At 41.7% G+C, this 23,466-nt stretch carries 14 protein-coding genes; 5 read left to right on the top strand and 9 right to left on the bottom strand.

Translation table 11 applies throughout. The annotated features are described in order from the left end of the window. Positions 1-466: 466 nt before the first annotated feature. From KO525_RS11780 to KO525_RS11795, 4 genes are all read right to left on the bottom strand, one after another. Positions 467-1,225, bottom strand: coding sequence for a FadR/GntR family transcriptional regulator (locus KO525_RS11780; protein ID WP_215964019.1), 759 nt, complete (start codon positions 1,223-1,225; stop codon positions 467-469). Between the two features lie 141 nt (positions 1,226-1,366). Continuing rightward, positions 1,367-2,020, bottom strand: a complete 654-nt coding sequence (locus tag KO525_RS11785; protein ID WP_215964020.1) for a 2-dehydro-3-deoxy-6-phosphogalactonate aldolase — start codon at positions 2,018-2,020, stop codon at positions 1,367-1,369. After that, the gene (locus KO525_RS11790; RefSeq protein ID WP_215964021.1) at positions 2,017-2,973 is read right to left on the bottom strand and encodes a 2-dehydro-3-deoxygalactonokinase; all 957 of its coding nucleotides are present in this window, start codon (positions 2,971-2,973) and stop codon (positions 2,017-2,019) included. Before KO525_RS11790 ends, KO525_RS11785 begins: the two co-directional genes overlap by 4 nt. 11 nt (positions 2,974-2,984) lie before the next feature. Then, positions 2,985-4,553 (bottom strand): MFS transporter, encoded by a 1,569-nt coding sequence (locus KO525_RS11795; RefSeq protein ID WP_215964022.1) that lies wholly within the window; start codon positions 4,551-4,553, stop codon positions 2,985-2,987. Positions 4,554-4,657: 104 nt separating this feature from the next. Between KO525_RS11795 and KO525_RS11800 the strand changes: the two genes are divergently transcribed. The 5 genes from KO525_RS11800 (at position 4,658) to KO525_RS11820 (ending at position 11,802) form a co-directional block, all read left to right on the top strand. Continuing rightward, positions 4,658-5,710, top strand: a complete 1,053-nt coding sequence (locus KO525_RS11800; RefSeq protein WP_215964023.1) for an SMP-30/gluconolactonase/LRE family protein — start codon at positions 4,658-4,660, stop codon at positions 5,708-5,710. A 93-nt stretch (positions 5,711-5,803) separates the two neighbouring features. Beyond that, entirely contained in the window at positions 5,804-7,789 is a 1,986-nt protein-coding gene (locus KO525_RS11805) for a glycoside hydrolase family 127 protein (RefSeq protein ID WP_215964024.1), read from the top strand. Positions 7,790-8,113: 324 nt separating this feature from the next. Beyond that, positions 8,114-10,201 (top strand): multiheme c-type cytochrome, encoded by a 2,088-nt coding sequence (locus tag KO525_RS11810; RefSeq protein ID WP_371744406.1) that lies wholly within the window; start codon positions 8,114-8,116, stop codon positions 10,199-10,201. A 156-nt stretch (positions 10,202-10,357) separates the two neighbouring features. Continuing rightward, positions 10,358-10,777: a hypothetical protein gene (locus KO525_RS11815; protein ID WP_215964025.1), complete on the top strand. Its 420-nt coding sequence runs from the start codon at positions 10,358-10,360 to the stop codon at positions 10,775-10,777. 125 nt (positions 10,778-10,902) lie between these two features. After that, entirely contained in the window at positions 10,903-11,802 is a 900-nt protein-coding gene (locus tag KO525_RS11820; RefSeq protein ID WP_215964026.1) for a dienelactone hydrolase family protein, read from the top strand. Between the two features lie 139 nt (positions 11,803-11,941). On the opposite strand, the gene argS is transcribed toward KO525_RS11820, so the two are convergent. The 5 genes from argS to KO525_RS11845 form a co-directional block, all read right to left on the bottom strand. After that, positions 11,942-13,678: an arginine--tRNA ligase gene (argS, locus tag KO525_RS11825; RefSeq protein ID WP_215964027.1), complete on the bottom strand. Its 1,737-nt coding sequence runs from the start codon at positions 13,676-13,678 to the stop codon at positions 11,942-11,944. 77 nt (positions 13,679-13,755) lie between these two features. Next, entirely contained in the window at positions 13,756-15,345 is a 1,590-nt protein-coding gene (gene prfC / locus KO525_RS11830) for a peptide chain release factor 3 (RefSeq protein ID WP_215964028.1), read from the bottom strand. A gap of 496 nt (positions 15,346-15,841) precedes the next feature. Next, complete coding sequence (locus KO525_RS11835) at positions 15,842-17,368, bottom strand: arylsulfatase (RefSeq protein WP_215964063.1); 1,527 nt, start codon at positions 17,366-17,368, stop codon at positions 15,842-15,844. Positions 17,369-17,561: 193 nt separating this feature from the next. Then, on the bottom strand, positions 17,562-19,352 hold the full coding sequence (locus tag KO525_RS11840) for a hypothetical protein (RefSeq protein ID WP_215964029.1): 1,791 nt from the start codon (positions 19,350-19,352) through the stop codon (positions 17,562-17,564). A gap of 66 nt (positions 19,353-19,418) precedes the next feature. Beyond that, positions 19,419-23,126 (bottom strand): TonB-dependent receptor domain-containing protein, encoded by a 3,708-nt coding sequence (locus tag KO525_RS11845; protein WP_215964030.1) that lies wholly within the window; start codon positions 23,124-23,126, stop codon positions 19,419-19,421. Positions 23,127-23,466 lie beyond the last annotated feature (340 nt).

The following is a 23,466-nucleotide window of genomic DNA, read 5'->3' on the forward strand; positions in this document are numbered from 1 at the left end:
CACCTAAAGTTCAGGCGACATTTTCCTTCGTCTAAATCCCCCTTAGTTGAGATTTATATCTCGAAGTGAACGGCAGGGACGCCGTTGCAAGGAATGTGCATAGGGATGTGCGTACATTCCGTCTTCGACGATAATATAAATCTTAATTAAGGATTAGGGATTTAGCCGAAGGCGGCTCTTTTGGTTACTTTTCTAGCTGTTGAGAAAAGTGACTCGCCTTTAGGCGAAAAGCCGCCTGCAAGGCAAATAAAGGCGAAGCCTGCAATGTGAATTATGTGATTCCTCTGCACTCGGTTGGAGGTGCTGAATATCGCTAAGGCTGCGTAATTTTACAAGCTACGGGGATGACGTTTTTTCTGTCTAATTGAAATGACGTTTTTTGTTCTGGGTATTTGGAATGAAATTGTGCTACAAAAAAAGCAAACCTAAGGTTTGCTTTTTTAAGAAAAGAAAAAGACCCAATTAATTACATCAATTGCGTATCTTTAAATTTATCACCAAAGGCCTCTTTTAAACGACGAATTGCGTCTCTTAAAAGCTTCTCTGTAAGCTTTTCAGCTTTATCGGCATCGCCGGTAGAAATAGCATCACAAACTTCACGGTGAAACTCGACAGAGTCACTATTTTTGCGAGGGTCTTGGTTCGTAATGCGAACACTGACTAACAATGCGGAGTAGATAACCCCTTCCATCGCATTTAAAAATTCGTTGTGAGCTGCGCGTAACACCGCTTGGTGGAATAAAGCGTCAGCAACGACAAACTTTTCTAGGGAACCGGTTTCTTCTTCCATTCGTCGACAAGCATCGTCAATGACTTTGATGTCTTCAGCGGTTGCACGTTCTGCGGCCCAACGGGCGGCTTTTGGTTCAAACGCTAATCGAATGTCCATTAACTGGCTGATAAATTCGAGTCTTGGGGTTGCTGTGATATGCCAAGCAAGTACGTCATCGTCGAGTAAAATCCATTCGTGTCGCGGTCTTACTTTGGTGCCTATGCCTCGGCGAACGTCGAGTAAACCTTTACCGACTAAAATTTTAACCGCGTCTCGGATAACAACTCGGCTCACTTGAAAACGATCTGCCAGTGCATTTTCGTCTTCTATTAAGGCTCCGGCTTCAAATGACCCTGCAACAATACGTCTACCTAACTCTCTAGCAACTTGCACAGAAAGACTCGGCGTCATTTTCTTGGCTCGTTTTAAATCGTAATATACTAATTCACTCATATTGTCAGAGTTTCTTCCTAATAAACTGATTTTTAAACATATCATGTTTAATTCGATGATAATACAAAAACATTGCTACACAACGCCTGTGTGAGTAACGATTGTATATAACCTAGCCTATTTACTTATTTAGTGACTAAATTAGCCATGGCTTATGTTATTTAAACAAAGTTTGTACTGAGCGACAAAAGCTTTGGCTTGCGTTCTAATCTCTGCCATCGACATCGTAGGTTTATACAAAGCAGAGCCTAAACCAAATCCGGCAGCACCAATTTTTACGTATGGGTTCATGCTTGCCACCGATGCGTCAATGCCCCCTACCGGATAACACCCTGTGCCTTTTGGTAATACCGATTTTAATGCTTTAAAACCGTCTAGACCGACCATAGAAACCGGAAACAACTTCAAGCCTGTAGCACCTGCGTCTAATGCGGCAAAAGCTTCAGTTGGCGTCACTATGCCAGGAAATACCGCACAACCGGCATCTGCAGAAAAGCGGATCACATCGGTATTGCAATTAGGGGTAACAACCAAGTTTGCGCCGGTGGCGACAACTTGTTTAGCCAAATCCATATTGGTCACAGTACCTGCGCCTAACAAGTAGTTTTGAGTGCCAAATTGTTGTACCAATTTGCTTATGCTCTCAATCGCACTGGGGCTGTTAAGCGGCACTTCTATCATAGTAAATCCTTCATCAATAAGGATTTGGGTAACTTCAATGACGTCCTGTGGTGTAACTCCACGGATAATTGCAATTAAAGGTAAGTGTTTAGTTAAGTCAAAAGTGGGTTTCATTTTATGCTCTTAATTAGTATTGCCATGCCAGCTAGAAAACAATCATTACCAGCAACGAGTGTTGTGGTTTTACCTAAATGTTCTGCAGCAAGTTGATAACGCAGTGATAGACCTTTTCCACCAACGATGTAGATGTGTTTTTGCGGTAGCTTTTTAAGTTCCATGCCGATTAACATGCCAGATAAATAGTCCGGGATCTGTGCTTCGTTTAACGAATTAAACAACCGTTGTGTCCACGCGAGGAATATGCGATTACTAAACTCACCACTTTGGCCGTCGTCAACTCCTTTGATAAACGCCTCGTTATCACTTGAGGCATCTGATGGCAGGCCTTTACCAAGCAATGAATGTTTGGTTAATAAATCAAACAATTCTCCCGTTAAATAACTCGAAAACTGCGTTAACTTGCCGTCAACTACATGGGCATGTTTTGAATGAGTGCCGGGTAACACAGCCGTTAATTCTGTCTGACTATGTTGCGCGGCTAGTCCCAATATTTGTACCTCTTCACCGCGCATGACGTCGTATTTATCAACTTCAGCTATATCAAGACTGCTTTTTTCAGCAGCTCTGCTGTCGAGCAGATCGCGATAGCCATAACACACACCGGGAATAATCACGGCTTGTGGCCCCCATGGCAAAGCAAAAACATGTGCCTTGGCCACTAAATCAGGGGCTGAAACGGGCGCATGCGCGTAGTCGACATTAACCCAACCTTTCATCGAGCCCACCATGCCAGCCATATAGATTGGCAGACTTTTGTAGTCGTCTAACCAATCATTAAGAAGTGCTTCTAATGCTGTTGCGAACTCGTTATTTGGGACTTGTAAAAGTCCCATTGGCGCTTCTTTTGTCTCAATTAACTGGTCGGTATCTGACATCGCAAACGCTCTGAAGTTTGTCGTTCCCCAGTCAATGATCAGATGATGTATTTGTTCTCGTGCCTTTTCCATCAAAAAATCCCTTATGCTTTTGCGTATTCTTGTTCAATGTCTTCGATAGTTTTGCCTTTGGTTTCAGGCAATGCAAAGTACATAACAACAAGGCCAACAGCGCCGATTATGGCGTACAACATAAAGATGCTCGCGACCCCTAAATTGTCGAGCTGCCACGGGAAAAATTGTTGAATAGACCAAGACGAGATAGTTTGAACCAAAGCTGCCACTGGCAGTGCCACACTGCGTACGGAGTTAGGAAATATCTCGGAAAATACCACCCACATTATTGGTCCAATGGATAAGTTAAACGCGGCTAAGAATGCAAAAATGCCAAACAAAACAAGCGGTGCATTTATGCCTTGTATGGTTTCGTTAATAATAGGACCACTAACAATTGGCAGTTCTTTTTTGTTAAATAACTCACCCAGTTTTTGTTTTAATGCCACGTCATCGTCAAAGGTAACGCCGCGTAATGTCTCTATCTTTGCGGTATCAACCCCCTCTTGGTTCAACTGTACTGACAATGCGTCAACTGCATTATCGCTAAATACATAATTGGCTTGTTCAAAACCAATATAAGTAGAGGTATGAGCAACCACTACCAAAACCAAACCAGCAACGGTTAAAAATCGTCGACCGAGTTTTTCAACAAAACCGATGGCAATTAACGTTGCCAGTAAACCTATAACGCCTGTAGTAATGGTTTGCATAAATGTATCTTCAACACTCATTCCCACTTGTTCAAATACCATTGGTGCAAAAAACAATACGGCATTCATCCCGGTTGCCCCCTGGACGATGGCATAACTTACCGCAATAAATAAAACAAACCTCATGCGCTTACTAAATAAAGACTTCAGTTGCCCTAATGTGTCGAGTTTTGTGTCCTGTTCTAGGCTTTTTTCAACTTGTGCAGAAAGTGTTGCTACTTGATCTGCCGGAGCGATTAGATTAAAAACCGCATTGGCTTCTTCTGTACGTCCCTGCTTTATTAACCAACGAGGCGACTCAGGAATGGTTAGCAATAACGCGACCCAAATCGCATTAGCGATGAGCTCTGCGCCTAACATCACACGCCAGACATTGTCATTAGTAAGCCAACTAATATCACCTATTAACTTGACTAAAAAGTAGTTGACGATAAAGGCCAGTAATAAGCCTAGGCCGATCATAAACTGGTTAATTGATACAAACTTACCGCGTTGGGCTGCTGGTGCAATTTCACCTATATACATAGCCGACACCGTAATAGACGCAAATGCGACCCCACCAATAAATCGGCCCACAATTAACATTTCATAATTTAATGCCGTAGCCGACAGCAATGACGATAAAGAATAGGTTAAGCCGATACCTAATAAAACACGAGAACGGCCAAACTTGTCACATAACGTGCCGGTAAATAACAACGCAACTATAACGCCAAGTAAAGCACAGCCAACAACCGTACCCTGCTGAATACTGTCGAGTTCAAATAGAGAGCTGACAAAACGTACCGCACCAGAAATATTTGCAGCGTCTAAACCAAAAACAAAACCACCAAAAGCAGCAATTAATGAATATTGGGTGACGCGTTGATTAGGACTTTTTTCCATAATTTTACTCAAACCTATATACATACTATTATTTTAAACATATTATGTTTAAACAATTCGGAACACAACCAATAAATTCGAAAATACTAAATTAGGCAACAACTATGTTATTGACCAACAATTTTGTTAAAGCAACAACTGCCCTATTGGGGTTGCTTATAATAAGTGGCACTAGTCAGGCAATGCCACAACCGGCAACTTTGTTTGCAAACTTACCACAGCAATGTGTGACACCAGACGCATTTGCTGTTGCGCCAAATGGCTCGTTAACATTAAGTTGCCCTAACTTTGCCAATCGAAAACTGCAGGGGGAGTTATTTTCGCTTACCCAAAACGGCACTGTTAAACATCTTGCAACCGTGCCTAGTTTAAACCTTAAGACTAAAGCAAACCCGATGGGTATCGCATACGGACCCGATGGTGGCTTATATATCGCAGATGCCCGTGGTGCCAAACATGGTCGAATTTTAAAAATGAACTTTCGTGATGATACCTTATTATCAACCGAAGTTATCGCCTCTGGTTTTAATCCTAATGGTCTGCGTTTTCATAATGGCTATTTATACGCAACCCAACTTAACTTACCAAAAGTTAAGTCTAAAAACCCGACAAGTGGCATTTACCAATTTAACGCAACCAACAGAAATGTCATGGTCAACAACACCTTAAACGACAAACAACTGATCTTTACCGCCGAGTCAACAACCAATAAACCAGGTCTCGATGGCATTGCCTTCGACTCTAAAGGCAGTTTGTATGCAGGCCATATTAGTGACGGTACGGTTTATCGTTTTACTTTTGATGAACAGCAAAATATTAACAGCCAACAGGTTTATGCCAAGGCGCCAGCTGAGTCTGGTATTGATGGGATGGCATTTGACAGCGAAGATAATCTTTATTTAGCGGGCTTTGCACAAAACCAAATTTTAAAAATTGACACCAATAAACAAGTGTCCGTTATCGCGGAATATTTGGACAACGACGGCTCTAATGGCCAACTCGACCAACCCGCAGATCTGATCGTTTATAACAATAAATTGATCATTTCAAACTTTGATCTCATGGTTCAAAAAGGCTTTAGAAACACTAAACATTCAGCACCTTACACCTTATCAGTGATCGATTTGGCAACATTTAATTTTGATTTAACTAAATAACAAATAGTTTTGCTACGCTTAGCCCTTAACATCAAAAAAACCGATGGCGAGTGATAAGCAAATGGTGAAAATACAATTTATGAGGAAGACGTCATGACTTCATTGCATGCACATAACAAAGCAATCGTTGCAAACTCTGAAAGCCCGTTTGTAAAATTACACGCCATTAATTTTGGTGACTGTCAGTGGACAAAAGGCTTTTGGGCTGAGAAAACCCAAAAAGCAGTCGACGTTATGATCCCCTACATGGGTGATGTACTGTGTGGTGACGTCGGCCACGCGCTTAACAATTTTAAAATAGCCGCCGGACTAAAAACCGGTGAGCACAAAGGTATGTATTGGCACGATGGCGATTTTTATAAATTTATGGAAGCCAAAATCTATGCCTATGGACTTTCAAAAGATGCGGCGCTACTAACCGAACTTGACGAGTACATTGATATTTTGGCCAAAGCGCAGGAACCCGATGGTTATCTACAAACTCAAATCCAATTAGATCCAGACGCAGATCGTTACGAAAACCGTAAATACCACGAGATGTATAACACAGGGCATTTGTTTATTAGTGCCTGTGCCCATTTTCGGATCACCGGGCAACGCAACTTCTTAGATGTTGCAATCAAACATGCAGAGTTGCTTTACACCATCTTTTTTCCAGACACAAAACATTACCGCCGATTTGGTTTTAACCAAACTCAGATCATGGGATTGGTTGAGCTATACCGTACTGTCGGTGACAAAAAGTACTTAACGTTGGCCCAAAAATTTATCGACCGTCGCGGGACTTACGACATAGTGCATGACTCAACCACTGTGGGTTACCCAATTGGCGACATGGTGCAAGAACGCACACCACTGCGTGAAGAGACAGATCCTGTTGGGCATGCTGTACTCGCTTTGTATTACTACGCCGGTGCGGCGGATGTATTTGCCGAAACCGGTGAAGAAGCGCTAATCACAGCCCTCAATCGTTTATGGGAAAGTGTTACACAGAAAAAAATGTATGCCACAGGTGCCGTAGGCCAGACGCATTATGGTGCGAGTGTTAATCGTGACATGATTGAAGAAGGGTTTATCGACGACTACATGATGCCAAATCTAACGGCTTACAACGAAACATGCGCAAACCTGTGTAATGCCATGTTTAGCTTTAGAATGTTGGGTATTCACGGTGAAGCAAAATACGCCGACATAATAGAACTTGTTATGCATAACAGTGGACTTTCGGGCATAAGCATTGAAGGTAAAGACTACTTTTATGCAAACCCACTAAGAATGTTACACGGCGTTCGAGACTACGACGCCCACGCCGACGTTACCGAAACACCAGACCGTGAAGGTTATTTAGCGTGTTTTTGTTGTCCTCCAAACTTAGTGCGTACTATTTCTAATTTATCTGGCTGGGCATATAGCTTAACCGACAATGGTGTACACGTTAACTTGTACGGCAGCAATAATCTTGCAACTACCATGTTAGATGGCTCAGCGATTAAGTTAAGCCAAGACACAGACTACCCTTGGAAAGGTTTGGTTAAACTTACCGTTGATGAATGTAAGTCCGGCGCGTTTGATATTGCATTGCGTGTACCAGGTTGGTCGACAGGCGCAACCATTACCGTCAATGGCAAAGATGCCGGCGTGACCGCAACTCCAGCCACCTACGCTGTTTTAAATCGAGAATGGCAAGTGGGCGACGTAATTGTTATCGACATTCCTATGGAAACCACCTTTATCGAAGGTCACCCTAGAATTGAAGAAGTCCGTAATCAAGTCGCGGTTAAACGTGGTCCTGTGGTTTATTGCATTGAATCACCAGATTTACCAGAAGGTACCAATATTTTAGATGTGTACATTGACGGTGAAGAACCTCTAAAAGCGCAAAGTCAGCCAGAATTTTTAGGCGGGTTAACCACCATTGAAGCCAAATTATTGCTTCGAGAAAACGAAGGCGATGCTATGTATCGTAATGTTAGCAAACCTAAATGGCAGGAGCTAAGCACCCAATTGGTTCCCTATTATGCATGGAGTAACCGTGGCACCGCTGAGATGACCGTATTTATGCCAGTTGTGTGGCGGTAGGCATCAGAAGCGAGCTTTATTAAGCGAACAAATAAAACCCCGATAATCGGGGTTTTTTTATGAATTTTAGAATACTTTGGTTTAAACTGTCCCTCACTTTGAACTCAACATATCGTTAATTTTGCGGTTTATTATAAGCAGTTTGGTTTACTCTATATGCCAAGCCTAAGTTGCTCGCATTTACCCATAGTCATCAACTTAGTTAAACCCAATCGATACATAGAAAATGTGATCATGCCCTTAATGAAAAGTCTTATTTGTTTTTTTATAATGTCCACTGCGTTTTGCTTCTCAGCGCTGGCAAACACACCAGAACAAAATTGTGTGTCTTGTCACCAATCTGCGGTTTCTGACTGGCAACAATCTGACCACGCGAAAGCGATGGCAGAAGCAACGTCTGCCACTGTGTTAGGGGATTTTAACAACGCGACATTTGATCACTTCACCCAAAAAGCCCGATTTTTTAAACAAGACAACACCTTTAAAATTGAATTTACCGAACAACAAAATACCAAGGTATACACTGTAGCCTATACGTTTGGGCACTTTCCTTTGCAGGAATATTTGATCAAAACCGATGATGGCAAAATGCAAGTCTTTCCTTTTGCCTGGGACAGTCGTCCTAAATCGGAAAATGGTCAACGTTGGTATCCTGTTTATCCCGATGAAGACATCAAAAGCGCGGACCGTTTACACTGGCAACAACCGATGCAAAATTGGAATGGCATGTGTGCCGATTGTCATTCAGATGGGTTAAAACGGAATTATTCGATCCCTAAAAAACAATTCGACACCAACTGGGACAACATCAATGTTGGTTGTCAGTCTTGTCACAACGACATGACAGATCACACCAAAAACACCGCCTATAAAGCTGGCGATGGCAGTATCGCAGGTCACTTAACCTCAAGTGATAAACAAAAAGCCATGGGCTGGTTACTTGACCCAAGTAAACCTGTTGCCGAATGGCAAGGCGAGCCGCGCGATAACCAATTTATGGAAACGTGTTTTTCTTGTCATTCACTGCGCTCTCCTCTGACCGATGGCATTGAGCCTAAAACCCGATTTTTAGATCAGTTTTCACCAAGTTTATTGACCCAGCCTTTGTACCACGCCGATGGTCAAATCAATGATGAGGTTTATGTTTACGGTTCATTTTTACAAAGCAAAATGTATGACAAAGGCGTTAACTGCCTTGACTGTCATAATAAACACACCATGAAAGTAAAACTTCAAGGCAATGGCTTGTGTCTACAGTGCCACAATGCTCAAGTGTACCAACAACCTGAACATACCATTCATCCACTTGACTCCGATGGCGGTCAGTGTGTCAATTGCCACATGCCACAAACCACCTATATGGGCGTTGATGCGCGACGGGACCACAGCTTTAAAATTCCACGTCCTGACCTTAGTGACCAATTTAATACGCCAAATGCCTGCGTAAATTGTCACACTGACAAAGACAACAAATGGGCGACTGCCGCGCTTAAATCTAACTTTGGCGCACCTAAAGATTTAGCAGTTAGTGAGCAGTATTTCATTACGTTATTGCACAATCGAACCTTGCCACTGGAGCAACATTTAGCGCTCATTAATGACAGTTCAATGAGTGATATCAAACGAGCAAGTGCCATTGCCCTGCTGCCCAATTCCACTCAAATCTTAACCGACAGAGTTATCGCCCCTTGGGTTAGTTCAGAATTGCCCTTACTAAGATTAGCCACCGGACTTGTGGGCCAAATCCTTTCACCTGAAGACCGATTAAAGTCATTTAAAGCGTTATTAACAGATGAGTTTAAAGCGGTACGTACTGCGGCGGCGAATCATTTTGTTGATGTTCAAATCAAAGATCTTGCGGTTGTCCAACAAGCTCTTAACGAATTGAGTATCGCTAATGAAGTTAGCAGTTGGCGCGGCGAAGGTAACTTAAACCGAAGCATAATTTACCAACGTCAAGGTCGCACTGAACAAGCTATCGCGGCATTGGAACATGGTTTAATCGTCGACCCTTATTTTGAACCAAACTACATTAACCTTGCCGATCTTTACCGTAACAATAATCAGGTAAAACGAGAGGGTGAAATTTATCAAAATGGACTTAAGGCGAATCCAAAGTCAGCGACATTGCATTACGCCTATGGCATGTACCAAATCCGTAATGGCGCAAAAGCCGAATCGGTGGCTTCGTTTAAAACCGCCGTAAAATACGACAATACAAATACCCAATATGTGTATCTGTATTTCCTCGCTTTGGATAACGTTGGTAAAACAAACGTGGCCCTTAACGAACTTAAACGTGTTTTAAAACAATACCAATATCAACGCCAGTTAGTTGAGTTGGGGTTAAACTTCTCGCAAAAACTAAATGATCGTGAGAGCTATAACTTTTTTGTTCGCTTTTACCAGTAGCATTAGTAGCACTAAGCGGCCCTTGCTAATGTTTGACCTAGTGTAAATTTGGCTATTATCTGTTTTCCTTTTTTTATAAATAAATAATAGAAAATAGATAGTAGCCAACAGACTAGGTATATTCCTTAGTTCTCATCCTAAGGAAGGATTTATTAAATGACGTCACCCGACTTTACCCAATACAGCAAACAACAACTCATCGAAGCATTGGCCAATACGGATGTTAAACCATCTCCTCAGGAAATCGCGCTTATCGAACTTGAATTAACCAAGTTTGAAACTCAACAAACAGAACCTGCCATTAAAGAATTTTTTCATGTCGAAAACGAACCCGTATCCATGAGCTTAGTTAAAGGCATGGACCCATTAGTTTATGGCTTTATTTGTGGCTGTCTCGCTATATTAATTTTCCCAATGACAGACATTAAAAATTACCTCGATGGCGTTGCATCAACAGTTAGCGAAACCCTAGGGGTACGATTATTTTTTAGCGTGTTATGTGGTTATGTTTGTATTAAAAATATCGGCCGATGGTTTACGAAACGAAAGTCAAAAAACAATAAACCTCAGCAATAGAATATTTTGCTGAAATAAAATAAGCCTTCTTTGTTGTTCTGCTCTATTATTTATTTCTGTGACCTACGACGTAAAGTCATGACTTAAAAGTTCTATGGCCTAACAATCTACAATAGGGGAAAAGAATGACTCAACCAGTAAATGAAACCGCTCCGATTATTCCGCAAGAAGCTTTTGATTGGTACGATGAATACGCGCACGGCATGATTGACCGCCGAACGTTTTTAAAACGTTTAGGCACGCTTGCCACCATAGGGTTAAGTATGTCGGTTCTCTCAGCTGCGTTATTACCTAACTATGCCCTTGCCGAGCAAGTCTCATTTAATGATGATGCCATCAAAGCGAGTTATCTGACCTTCCGTTCGCCAAAAGGTCATGGCGAAGGTCGAGGATACTTTGTTACCCCAAAAAACCTTGATAAACCATTACCCGTTGTTCTAGTTATTCATGAAAATAGAGGACTTAATCCTTATGTTAAAGACGTTGCTCGCCGTTTAGCCAAAGCCGGTTTTGTCGCGTTTGCGCCCGATGCACTGCATATTTTAGGCGGATATCCTGGCAATGACGATGAAGGGAAAGCAATGCAACGCTCCCTAGATAGAGCGAAAATTCAACAAGATTTTGTCGCCGCTGCTGAATTTTTAAAAGCCCATGCCCTCAGTAACGGCAAGCTCGGTGCTGTTGGTTTTTGCTTTGGTGGCTATATCGTCAACATGTTAGCTGCAACTATTCCTAATAGTCTAAATGCTGGCGTACCATTTTATGGAACGCCTGCCGCCTCCGAAATTCGTGACAACATTAAATCGCCATTGATGATCCAATTGGCTGAACTTGATAAACGAGTTAATGCCACGTGGCCTGAGTACGAGGTGTCTCTTAAAAAGAACAAGGTGGATTACCAGATGTTTATGTATGAAAACGCAAACCATGGCTTCCATAATGATTCCACAGGTCGGTATGACCCTAAAAATGCCAACCTAGCGTGGGAAAGAACCGTAAACTTCTTTCAACAGCATTTAAGTTAACGACTAAGTCATACTAGCCTACAAGGGTTCCGCAGAATTAAAGCAATAGCGACAAAAAAAGCGGGTGATGAAATTGTACTTTCATCACCCGCTTTTTAATCTTCTTAATCATGCCCTAACAAGGGCAATAATCAGAGGGTTACATTTTTTCCATTGTTTCGATGCCGAGTAGCTCTAAACCTTGTTTCAGGGTACGGGCAACTAACAAACTTAATGCCATACGGCTTAACTTGGTTTCTTCTGCTACGCCGTCTTTTAACATTGGGCAAGCTTCGTAGAAAGTCATAAATAAGCTCGACAATTCATACAAGTAAGTACACAACAAATGTGGCGTTGAATTAGCGCTCACACCAGCAATCGCTTCAACAAATTGCAATAACTTAACGGCCAGTGCTTTTTCTTGGGCTTCAGTAATAATGACTTCGGCATTAAACGTAGCAACATCAATTTCTGCTTTACGGAACACACTCATGGCTCTGGTATAAGCATATTGCAAATAAGGAGCCGTATCGCCTTCAAAGCTCAACATCGTTTCCCAGTTGAAAATGTAGTCGGTCGTTCTGTTTTTACTTAAGTCAGCGTACTTAATTGCGCCAATACCAACTTTACGAGCAATTTCTTTTTGCTCATCTGCACTTAAATTGCTTTCGCGTTCTGACAGTAGTTTTTCTGCACGCTCAACCGCTTCATCTAACAAGTCCGCTAGTTTAACTGTGCCGCCAGTACGGGTTTTAAATGGCTTGCCATCTTTACCTAACATCATACCAAATGGGCCGTGTTCGTAGCTCGTTTCAGCTTTTAGCAATCCACCTTTACGGCCAACCATTTCAGCTTGCTTAAAGTGCAATGCTTGACGAGCGTCAGTGAAGATAATGATACGGTCTGCGTTTAGGTCAAATGAACGGTATTTCATTGCCGCTAAATCGGTTGTTGAATATAAAAAACCACCGCCTGATTTTTCAATAATAAAGACGGCAGGTTCGCCCTCTTTATTTTTCATTTCATCAAGAAATACAACCTGAGCGCCTTGGTCTTCAACGGCAATGCCTTTCTCTTTCAAGTCTGCAACTATGCCAGCTAACATTGGGTTATATGCACTTTCACCCATGATATCTTCGTGTTTTAGATTAACATTCAATTTGGCGTAAACTTCTTCGCTGTGTTGAATCGATACATCGATAAATTGTTGCCACAACGTAAGGCATTCTTGGTCACCGCCTTGCAATTTAACCACGTACTCGCGAGCTCGATTGGCAAAACCTTCTTCTTCATCAAACCTAATTTTAGCTTCGCGATAAAAGTCTTCCAAATCTGACAACGCAGTTGTTGCAACGTTTTCAGACAATAACTTGTCTTGCAAATGCGCAATCAACATACCAAATTGTGTGCCCCAATCACCCATGTGATTTTGACGAATAACCTTGTGACCTAAAAACTCAATTACTCGAGCCACTGAGTCACCAATGATAGTTGAACGCAAATGGCCAACGTGCATTTCTTTCGCTAAATTTGGTGACGACAAGTCAACTACTACTGTTTGTTCAGGCTCTTTTTCTACCGCTAATCTTGGATCGGTTAACGCAGCAGTAATTTGCTCACCTAGCCATTGAGGCTTTAGCTTTACATTAATAAAACCAGGACCGGCAATCTCTAAGCTTTCAGCTAAATCGTCTAATTCAACAGCGTCCAAAATTTTTGCGGCAATTTCTCGAGGGTTTGATTTTAGCTTTTTCGCTAACCCCATAGCACCATTAAACTGGTATTCTCCAAATTCAGGGCGATTGCTTCGAGCCATTGGCGCAGCAGCACCTGCGGCTCCTTCAATTTTTGTTAACGCTTGTTTAAATCTATCTTGTACTAACTGAAAAATGTTCATATTCAAAATGCCTTTGCTCGTCGCGAGAAAAAGTAAAAACAGATGCAACGCCTAAGGCTGCATCTCATTTGTTTGGTTTAGTGCTCTCTTGTTTCCAAGAATGAGACTTCTGGATAACGTTCCATCGACAGGTTTAAATTTACGCGAGTCGGCGCGATATAGGTCAAGTTATCACCACCATCGAGTGCTAAGTTTGTCGCGCATTTGCGTTTAAAGTCTTCAAACTTTTTCACGTCTTCGCATTCAACCCAGCGTGCTGTAGCAACATTGACAGGTTCGTAAATCGCCTCAACGTTATATTCAGATTTAAGACGCTGAACAACAACGTCAAACTGCAAGACACCAACCGCACCAACGATCAAATCGTTGTTTTGCATTGGTCTAAATACTTGCACAGCACCTTCTTCCGATAACTGGATTAAGCCTTTTAATAACTGCTTCTGTTTCAGTGGATCTTTTAAACGAATACGGCGGAATAATTCCGGCGCAAAGTTTGGAATGCCCGCAAACTTAAATGCCTCACCTTGCGTGAATGTATCGCCAATCTGAATCGTACCGTGGTTATGTAACCCAATAATATCCCCAGGAAATGCCTCTTCAACGGCTGAACGGTCTCCGGCTACAAAGGTCAAGGCATCTGAAATCCGTACGTCTTTACCTAAACGTACATGCTTCATCTTCATGCCCTTTTCATATTTACCTGAGACAATCCGCATAAATGCCACGCGGTCTCGGTGTTTAGGGTCCATGTTGGCTTGGATTTTAAATACAAAACCGCTGAAATCAGCTTCACTTGCAACAACTTGGCGTTCATTAGTATCCCGAGGCATAGGCGTTGGCGCCCACTCAGTTAGGCCGTCTAGCATATGGTCAACGCCAAAGTTACCTAAGGCTGTACCAAAAAATACTGGGGTTAATTCGCCCGCCAAAAACAGTTCTAAATCAAATTCGTTTGACGCACCGATAACAAGCTCAAGCTCTTCTCGCAGTTGCTCTGCTAAGTCTTCACCAACGGCTTCGTCCAATTCTGGTGTGTTAACACCTTTAATTGTGCGAACGTCCTGAATCGTATGCCCTTTACCTGTGTTATATAAAATAACTTCGTCGCGATGAATATGGTAAACGCCTTTAAACAATTTACCGCAACCGATTGGCCAAGTAATCGGGGCGCAGGCAATTTTTAATTCATCTTCAACTTCGTCCATAACTTCCATCGGATCACGGATGTCACGGTCAAGTTTATTCATAAAGGTAATGATTGGCGTGTCGCGTAAACGGGTGACTTCCATTAATTTTCGCGTTCGGTCTTCAACACCTTTAGCGGCGTCGATCACCATCAAGCAAGAATCCACCGCCGTCAACGTACGGTAAGTATCTTCAGAGAAGTCTTCGTGTCCTGGAGTATCTAGCAGATTGACTAAATTATCGTTATAAGGAAACTGCATAACAGACGTTGTTATAGAGATACCACGATCTTTTTCCATCTCCATCCAGTCAGATTTGGCGTGCTGTTTTGAGCCACGACCTTTTACTGTACCGGCAGTTTGCAGGTGTTGTCCGTACAACAATACTTTTTCAGTAATGGTTGTTTTACCGGCATCTGGGTGAGAAATGATGGCGAAAGTGCGTCGGCACTCGATTTCTTTGGCAAGTTGAGAGTCTGTCATAATTTTCTTAGATAATGGTGCTGGAAACGCACCAAAAATTCAGTCTTTTTGGCCTATTAATTTCAATGGCCAGAATTATACCTGAATCAATACCGATGTAGTACCCATCAATCATTCTAAAATTACGGGCAAGGTTTTCTGTAATTATACTTATTACTGTATCAATGTAACTTGGTGTGAGGGGAGTATTCACTGACAGCATGAAAGTCAAAATAAGTTCGACTATAAAACTGACTTAAACAAGACGACAAACATTGTGGTTGATGAAAACGGATATTCTGAGCGCAGCGGTTATGTTAGTTTTTGCAAGAGCAATTGGTTGTTGCTACTGCAGATTTGATTTCTCTGCTCCTGAACGGAAAAAGTCCTATAGAGTCCACTTTGTAATTGAAAAATCGAATATTGAGCTGATTTCGCCATGTTGGGCTTTACTTATAAAATGAGCACAGCTTAAAAAGGCCCTGCGAACAGGGCCAAAGCCTAACAACAAAGTTAATTACTTCTTCAAACGAATTGCATCGATACGAGACTGAAGCTTTTTAACTACTTCAGGATGTTCCGAAGCAACGTTATGTTGTTCGTATTGATCTTTACTTAGGTCAAACAATTGAGGTGTTGATTGTAAGCCATTTTCGATTGCTGTTTTATTTGCTAACCATGCAGGTGTTTGGCCACTAAATGGTTCAACATATTTCCAGTCGCCATTACGAAGTGACAATGTGAAAGACTCTTCCAACATTTCTTCACGACCGTCTGCCGACGCATCTAAAAACGCAGGTAGTATATTCTGACTGTCTATTGCTTCGCCAGCAGTCAACGTGCCACCGACCAGTGCTGCCAACGATTTGTATATATCGATGTGACTAACCAACGCGTCACTGTCTCCAGATTTAACCAAACCATTTGGATACGTCACAATCATTGGAACACGTGTTCCCGCTTCATATGCACTGTACTTGCCACCTCGATATCCGCCTGCAGGGTCATGTTCACCACGTAAATCATCGGCTTGGTCGGCATAACCATCGTCCATCACGGGGCCATTGTCACTTGAAAATATAATAATCGTATTGTCATAGACACCTTGTTTTTTCAATTCATTAACTATGCGACCTGTCATCCAATCCATCTGTAAAATCGCGTCACCTCGGGGTCCCATACCTGACTTACCTGCAAACATTTCATTAGGCACACGCGGTACATGAATGTCATGAAACGGGAAAAACAGCATAAATGGTTCATCTTTCGACGAACGAATAAAGTTGATTGCTTTGTCAGTAAATACAAATGGGAAGTCTTCGTCTTTCCACTCAGCTGATTTACCTCCAGCCATCCAACCAATTCGGCTAATCCCATTAACTATTGTTGCGCTATGCTGTAAATCGGCTTGTTGCTTTAATAATTCAGGACGTTCAGTCCCTACAGGTCGGCTACCTATGCGCTTTTCATAAGACACTGTTATTGGATCAGATGGGTCTAAATTAAGGACAGTGTGATTTTCCAGATAAACGGTCGGCACTCGGTCACCAGTCGCAGGCATTAAAAAGCTATAATCAAACCCAAGTTCAATAGGGCCAGGTTTAACGTCTTTATTCCAGTCAACAAATCCATCGCCCAACCCTAAATGCCACTTACCCACCACTGCTGTTTTATAACCAGCAGCTTGCATCATCTTTGGTAATGTAGGCTTAGTATGATCAATTATTAAAGGCGCATCACCGGGTAAAATAGCGGCGTTATTTCGAAACGCATATTGCCCTGTTAACATAGAATAACGTGACGGCGTACATGTGGCAGCTGAGCTGTGTGCGTCGGTAAATCGTATTCCTTCTTTTGCCAATGCATCGACATTTGGGGTTTGAGCTACGGTCATACCATAACTACTAACATCACCATAACCTAAGTCATCTACATAAAATATCACGACGTTTGGTTTGCTACTTACGTCGGATACAACTTTAGTTTTCTCACCACATCCCATTAAAAATGCAGAACTAACCAACACACTAGTCATAAGTGACATATTAACAATTTTATTTTTCATAATGCTTCTCATATTTTTTACTTTGACTTTAATTATTTACAAATAACAAAACCCAAGGGAGAACGTTATCCCAATTTATAAATAACACTGCATTAAGTCAATTGATTTGTGATCTTTATTTACAAGAAAAGCCGCCTTTGTTGAACAAAGACGGCTTTTAATCGTGATGCCTCTATTCTATTACTGAAATTGAAAAGTCATCAATAATTAGGTCTAGCGGATTACCAGTCCCCTCAGTTTCACTTGGCGTGAAAATGATTTCCCATTTTGGTCCGCGTTGAGAGTTCGCTCGTGCTGGAAGATCTAAATCAAATTCAACTAACGTCCAGTCTGAATTTGCCGCTAAGACAAAGTCTGGGGATGTTGCCAATAAGCTTAGGTCAAATTGCCCAATCGTAGCATTTGCAGATTTAGTATCGTTGCTTGGCATAAACTCGTTACCAATAGTAACGGAGTTAGCAGTATTGTTTTTTACCCAATATGACACTTTAAACTTACCACCGTCTATAAGTGACTGACCATAAATTCGTCCGTCATTTTTGTGGTAAGAATGTATTGCAGAATGCTCACTACCTATCGCAGTAACCTTCAAACCTGCGGTGCCATCTTTGCCCTCGGTCAACACCACACTGGTAGCAATTGACGTATCCACAGTTGCGTCTGCCCCGTCACCATTGCGAATAAACGTGCTCGCAGCGAAACCATCTTTCATGCCCGCGCCAGCGTTCCAATATATTTTAAAGTCTTCGTTTAGCGCACCAGTACCGGCACTTGTTTCTGCCACATAATTACACAACACATTGTCCACGAGTGCGACTTCAGTACTAAGAGCGCCACCGTCATATCCTTCAAGCACAACATTAAGTGAGTCCGTATACGACGCTTGAGTGTTGAAATCTACTGAACCTTGGGTAAATGTACCGCTTTGTGCAAAACCTGAATTTGCAGCAAAACCGTCAATAGTAAACGTGTTGTTAGTCGCTTCTAAGGTGTATACAAAACTACCGCTAAAGTCTTTGCTATCATCTTCTTTTATAGGCGATACCATAGCTGCATACGTTGTACAGGTTGGAATAGTTAGAACTGCTGGTAAGTCATTCCCCGCTGGAGATTTCAACTCTAAGCCAGCCACATTTTGTGGTGGGTTCGCAATTTCAATTTCAACCGTTTGAGTAATTTCAGAGTTTGCAACCGATGTAACAGTTAGTGTTGTAGTTCCCGAAACAAGACCAGATATGACGCCATCGGTAACTGTAGCTAATGTTGTATCAGCAATTTCCCAGATAAAATCAGTCGTAAAATCTTGATTGGCTGCATAACTAGGCACAACAACTAGAGGTGCCGTTAGAGTGCCATCTAGGTTAACAACAAAGTCATCAATTTCGATAGCGGTGATCGGATCATCAACAGCACTTACCGTAATTTCTACTAAACGTAAATTCGGATTAGCCGCTTTTTCTTCTTCTGTGCAATTAGCTGGGTGCTGGAACATATTTGCACAACTAAACTGATATCCATTATCAACCCAATATTGATACGTAAATGTCATAGACTCATTGCTATGTATTAAATCGTCAAATATTGCCGCATCAAATAACAACTCGTTACCAACCACTTTAGCAGGCGGTTGTGACTCTAGTGAAAACTCAATTGTACGGGGTGATAGTAGTTCAGATTCAACTGAAACCTCGCTCATATCACGTATAATTACATTTTTAGAATCAACTGTAAGGGCTTCCCCATCTGAGCTTGCGCCTGCAACTAGATTAACTCTTGTTACCGAATCACCAGTTACTGTAGCGGGTTGCTCTGTGACTGCGATAACCATTTTGGTTGTATCAAATGTAACGGCTTCATTAGCGCTAACTGAAAAATCAGTGCCTTCCTCAACTGTGTTACAACCAATAACCGTGGCTGATACAAGTGATAAAGCGATTGCTTTTGTTAGTAAGTTCTTATTCATCTTACTTTCTCCAATACTTTTTTTAATTGCCCGCAAAGCGGGCAGTTATGATCCCAAGACAGTCGATTAGAATGTGCCGCGAATACCTACGCGGTACTGACGCCCAGATTTATATTCAGACATCGTTCGACTTGTGTCACCTTCCCCTTCCATTGCATTGCCTTCGTCAAATACAATTGGAGTGCCGTCTTCCGTTACACCAAGCACAGTTCGTGTGCTGGTATAAAATATCCGTCGGGTTTCATCGGTTAGGTTTAGCGCTTGGAATGTAAAAGATAAATTATCGGTTAGCTCATACGATGCGCTTAGGTCCAATCTGTTATTTGAATCAAGCCACGAAGCACCACTTGCCAACCCTCGTGATACCAACTGCGTAGAGTTGTAACGATTAGCAATACGGATCATTGCACCGTCCATTTCCCAGAAAACAGTAACGTTTGATGAATGTTTAGGCGTGTAAGGTTGTGGTAACGGATTAATTACTTGACCTGTAGTTGCAGAGACTTCAGCATCTGATGCAGAGTCTGCGTAGGTATAGTTTAAACTCGAACCCAACCCACCTAACACGCCTGGCAAAAAGTCATAACTCTGAGTATATGAAACCTCAACTCCTTTAGTGACGGCACCAGAGCCATTTCGAACCACATCAACATTAAGTGAATGACAATTTATTGTTAACGGATCTCTTAATTGACGATGCATCATGCGGTCAGGCAAACAGTCTGAATTAAATGGCGTTTCTTGCCATTCTGATAACCCAGTATGTTCATTTACAACTGCATTACCATTTTCGTCAACGAGTTGGTTTGGTACAACAAGTACGTCGTCCAATGAAGCCACACCATCTAAGTCATAGTTTTCACGTAAGTCCTTCCAAAGAAATACTTCACTTACTTTTTCTTCAAAATTTGTCATGTCTTTATGGAAAAATGCCATTGATAGCAAACCACTGTCGTCAAAATACCACTCAATAGACAAATCTAGGTTTACTGACTCTAAAGGCTCTAGTGCAACATTATTAAGTTGACCATTACCTCGAATTTGCCATGCGTCCTCTCGTACTTGGCCACCGGGTGTTGTTGAATCAAATTTTGGTCGAGCCATTGTTTTTGTTGCAGAAAATCTAGTCATTAATTCATCATTAACTTGATAATTTAAATTTAGGCTAGGTAACAACAATCGGTTAGTCGATTCGCCACTTCCCAAAAACGGACGGATATTGGCTAACGTTCCAAAACTGTCTCCGCCATTAACCAAATTACCTTGAGCGTCCCAAACCACTTGGTCATTAGTTGTGCGATCTGCAATACCCTTGATTTCTTCAGTGGACGAAAATCGGCCATTATTGCCGTTAGTATTAGACCCATTGGTTAACACGGTCATGCCATTGTTATCGTGCAATACTTGCAAAATGTAATCGACATTTGATGGATCTAGGTGCTCAGCTGCAACATACTCACCAGGAGCAGCTAACAAAGTATCACTTTGATTACGATTGAAATTATGGGTTAACTGGAACATTGAGCAAGTGTCTGGGTCCTGCACATTCACTGGATAACTAGTTTTATCATCCGCCCCACTAGGTGTAACGTGATAAATAGTTTCCTCACATTGAGGTTTACTAAGATCTGTAAAACGTAATAGTTGCATAGGGTCATAAACGTTTGACCCTCCTTGGAATTGTATTTTGGTATAGGCTTCTGCATAGGTTTTTGTTTCAACAAAACGAAGGCCAACATTACCCGTTAACTTACCGTCAAGTAGCTCAAAATTTAGTTTGCCATATAATGCTTTAACATCCTGGTCTATTAATCGCGAACCTGAATTGTCAATTTTAAGCTTTACGTCTTTACCACCAGCACCGCTTGAAGGCGTTACCATTTCGAGAGCTTTAAACGGGTCAACTGGCGCCCAACCTGACAAGTAAGCCTGGTCTGTGCCATCAACAATACCTTCCATAAAATTGTCAACTGGGAATGCATGATCATCAATGATATCTGCTAATTTTATGCTAGTGATACCATTAATTGCGACCTCTTCGCCTTCGTCGTTAAAGACAAATGAACCATCAGAAAACGTATCGCGTTGCGTCACAACATCTTTAACTCGATTTGTATATTTTGCGCCAAACTCTACTTTAGTAATTCCAGCAAAATCAACTGACCAGTCAAAATCTAAGAAAAACGATTTATTGGTATCTGAGTTACGATTATCGTATTTAAACAAGCTACGGGCTGCAAATAACTGTGGATCCAATATATTTGTTAAACTAGGTGCTCGGTTAAATTGCGTATTTTCACCTGGTAATATTTGAGCCAATTGTGTCGCAACATTAATTCGACAATTTGAACCTGTGCAATCGTACCCTGCCGGTTCCAATGTAACGACATTTGGATCATCTGAAGACAAAGGAATGTCATTCATGCTGCCAGCAGTTACACCAACCGGAAGCAATAAAATACCAACATTGTCTTTACTTTCGGTTTCAGTTTTTGAATAACCGGCCAAAAATGAAACTTTTAAATCGTCCGTGACCCATTGTTCAATATTAAGTGTAGCGACATTAGTATCTTGCTCATAACCGCCAACATTACGATATGAACGCCCTTTTGAATGCCTAGCTAATCGCTTGACTAACGTATTGTTGTCACGATTTACAGTCCACCAATCTTGCTGAGGATCGTCAGCTTCATTTGCCTCTAACAACCCAAATTGCATATTAAAATCTTGGTTGTCTTCTAAGATATCCTGTCGTGAATGACTTAAATCAAGCTGAATATCGGTGTCATCTGTAGGGGCAAACTGAAACCCTGCGGTGATAGATTGGCGATTACGTTCATCCAAGTTAAGCACTTGGCTTGCACTAGACATTGTGATCACATTTAGATCACCAAACTGGACAATCTCATTAGCTGCATCAAAACCAGGTATTGCAATCATTGGATCAAAGTCAGCTGTATTTTGGTCAGCTCCTACAATGCGGATTATTTTACCCGTTTCAGCATCTCTCGCTTTGCCATCTTCGACGGCCTCAGCAGCTTCGTCCCAACTGGCCTTATATTCATCTGTACGTGTATGCTGAGTCTCATCAGATACAGTTAAAATAACACCAAATCTATCGTCAAAAAACTTGTCTGATACGCTAAATGATAGCTTTCTGTCGGTGTCATTTGAGAATTCGTTGTAGCGGCCTTGTACTTCAAAATTACGTTTCGGTTTTTTTAAATTTAAAGGTTTAACCGTTTTAAGAATGACATTCGCACCTAACGAGCCTTCATCTTGATCGGCTGCTGAAGTCTTTTGGACAACAATTGAAGCCAGTATGTCTGAAGAAAACGAACTTAAGTCAACACTTTGCTCTGCAACTGGGTTATCTGCACCGCCGCTTAAACCTGATGTTAATGAAACACCGTTCATCGAAATTTGGTTAAGAGAGGCTCCTGCACCACGAACGGCGATGCGAGTACCTTCGCCATCAGACTCTTGAACCGTGACCCCGGTAACACGAGATAAAGCGTCTGCTATATTTTGGTCTGTTGACTTACCCACGTCTTCCGCGTGTATTTGGTCGGTCACGCCATCGGAGAAACGTTTACCATTTAATGCTTTTTGCAAACTGCCTTTAAAGCCAGTCACAGTAATGATTTCGATGTCTTTTTCTTTTTTTATTTTTTCTTGGTTTTTCGCGGATGTATCTTCAGCATACGAAACACCAGATATCAATGTACCCAATATTGCGGCTGAAACGGCTTTGAGTTTAAAGCTTGTGTTCATAATCGTTCCCATCACCCTGTTGTTGTTAGTTTAGTGAGAGTCCTTTTGGTCAGTATCTCAATTAAGTAACCAAAGTTCACCCCAAAGCGCCAAAAGGAACACGTTCTCCCTGTGGCATTTTTAAAGACTACAAAATATTTTGTCACATTGCACACTTTTTTAGATAAAACGATGTCCCTACTCTTATCACCAACAGTTAAAACCCACTTAAACCCTTTACATAAGCGTGGAGCATTTACACCTCTGACCAGACAAAAATAATACAAAAAGACGCAGATAAAACAAAACAAGGGAGAACGTTTGCATTTTATCTTGCAACTACTTTTTAACTGCACTAGTA

It is taken from the genome of Psychrosphaera sp. B3R10, from assembly GCF_018861025.1.
GTDB lineage: Bacteria > Pseudomonadota > Gammaproteobacteria > Enterobacterales > Alteromonadaceae > Psychrosphaera > Psychrosphaera algicola.

Coding starts and splice junctions, on each gene's coding strand:
- prfC (WP_215964028.1), bottom strand. CDS start 15,345: ATGACAGACTCTCAACTTGCCAAAGAAATCGAGTGCCGACGCACTTTC.
- KO525_RS11800 (WP_215964023.1), top strand. CDS start 4,658: ATGTTATTGACCAACAATTTTGTTAAAGCAACAACTGCCCTATTGGGG.
- KO525_RS11835 (WP_215964063.1), bottom strand. CDS start 17,368: ATGTCACTTATGACTAGTGTGTTGGTTAGTTCTGCATTTTTAATGGGA.
- KO525_RS11815 (WP_215964025.1), top strand. CDS start 10,358: ATGACGTCACCCGACTTTACCCAATACAGCAAACAACAACTCATCGAA.
- KO525_RS11795 (WP_215964022.1), bottom strand. CDS start 4,553: ATGGAAAAAAGTCCTAATCAACGCGTCACCCAATATTCATTAATTGCT.
- KO525_RS11840 (WP_215964029.1), bottom strand. CDS start 19,352: ATGAATAAGAACTTACTAACAAAAGCAATCGCTTTATCACTTGTATCA.
- argS (WP_215964027.1), bottom strand. CDS start 13,678: ATGAACATTTTTCAGTTAGTACAAGATAGATTTAAACAAGCGTTAACA.
- KO525_RS11820 (WP_215964026.1), top strand. CDS start 10,903: ATGACTCAACCAGTAAATGAAACCGCTCCGATTATTCCGCAAGAAGCT.
- KO525_RS11790 (WP_215964021.1), bottom strand. CDS start 2,973: ATGGAAAAGGCACGAGAACAAATACATCATCTGATCATTGACTGGGGA.
- KO525_RS11845 (WP_215964030.1), bottom strand. CDS start 23,126: ATGAACACAAGCTTTAAACTCAAAGCCGTTTCAGCCGCAATATTGGGT.
- KO525_RS11785 (WP_215964020.1), bottom strand. CDS start 2,020: ATGAAACCCACTTTTGACTTAACTAAACACTTACCTTTAATTGCAATT.
- KO525_RS11780 (WP_215964019.1), bottom strand. CDS start 1,225: ATGAGTGAATTAGTATATTACGATTTAAAACGAGCCAAGAAAATGACG.
- KO525_RS11805 (WP_215964024.1), top strand. CDS start 5,804: ATGACTTCATTGCATGCACATAACAAAGCAATCGTTGCAAACTCTGAA.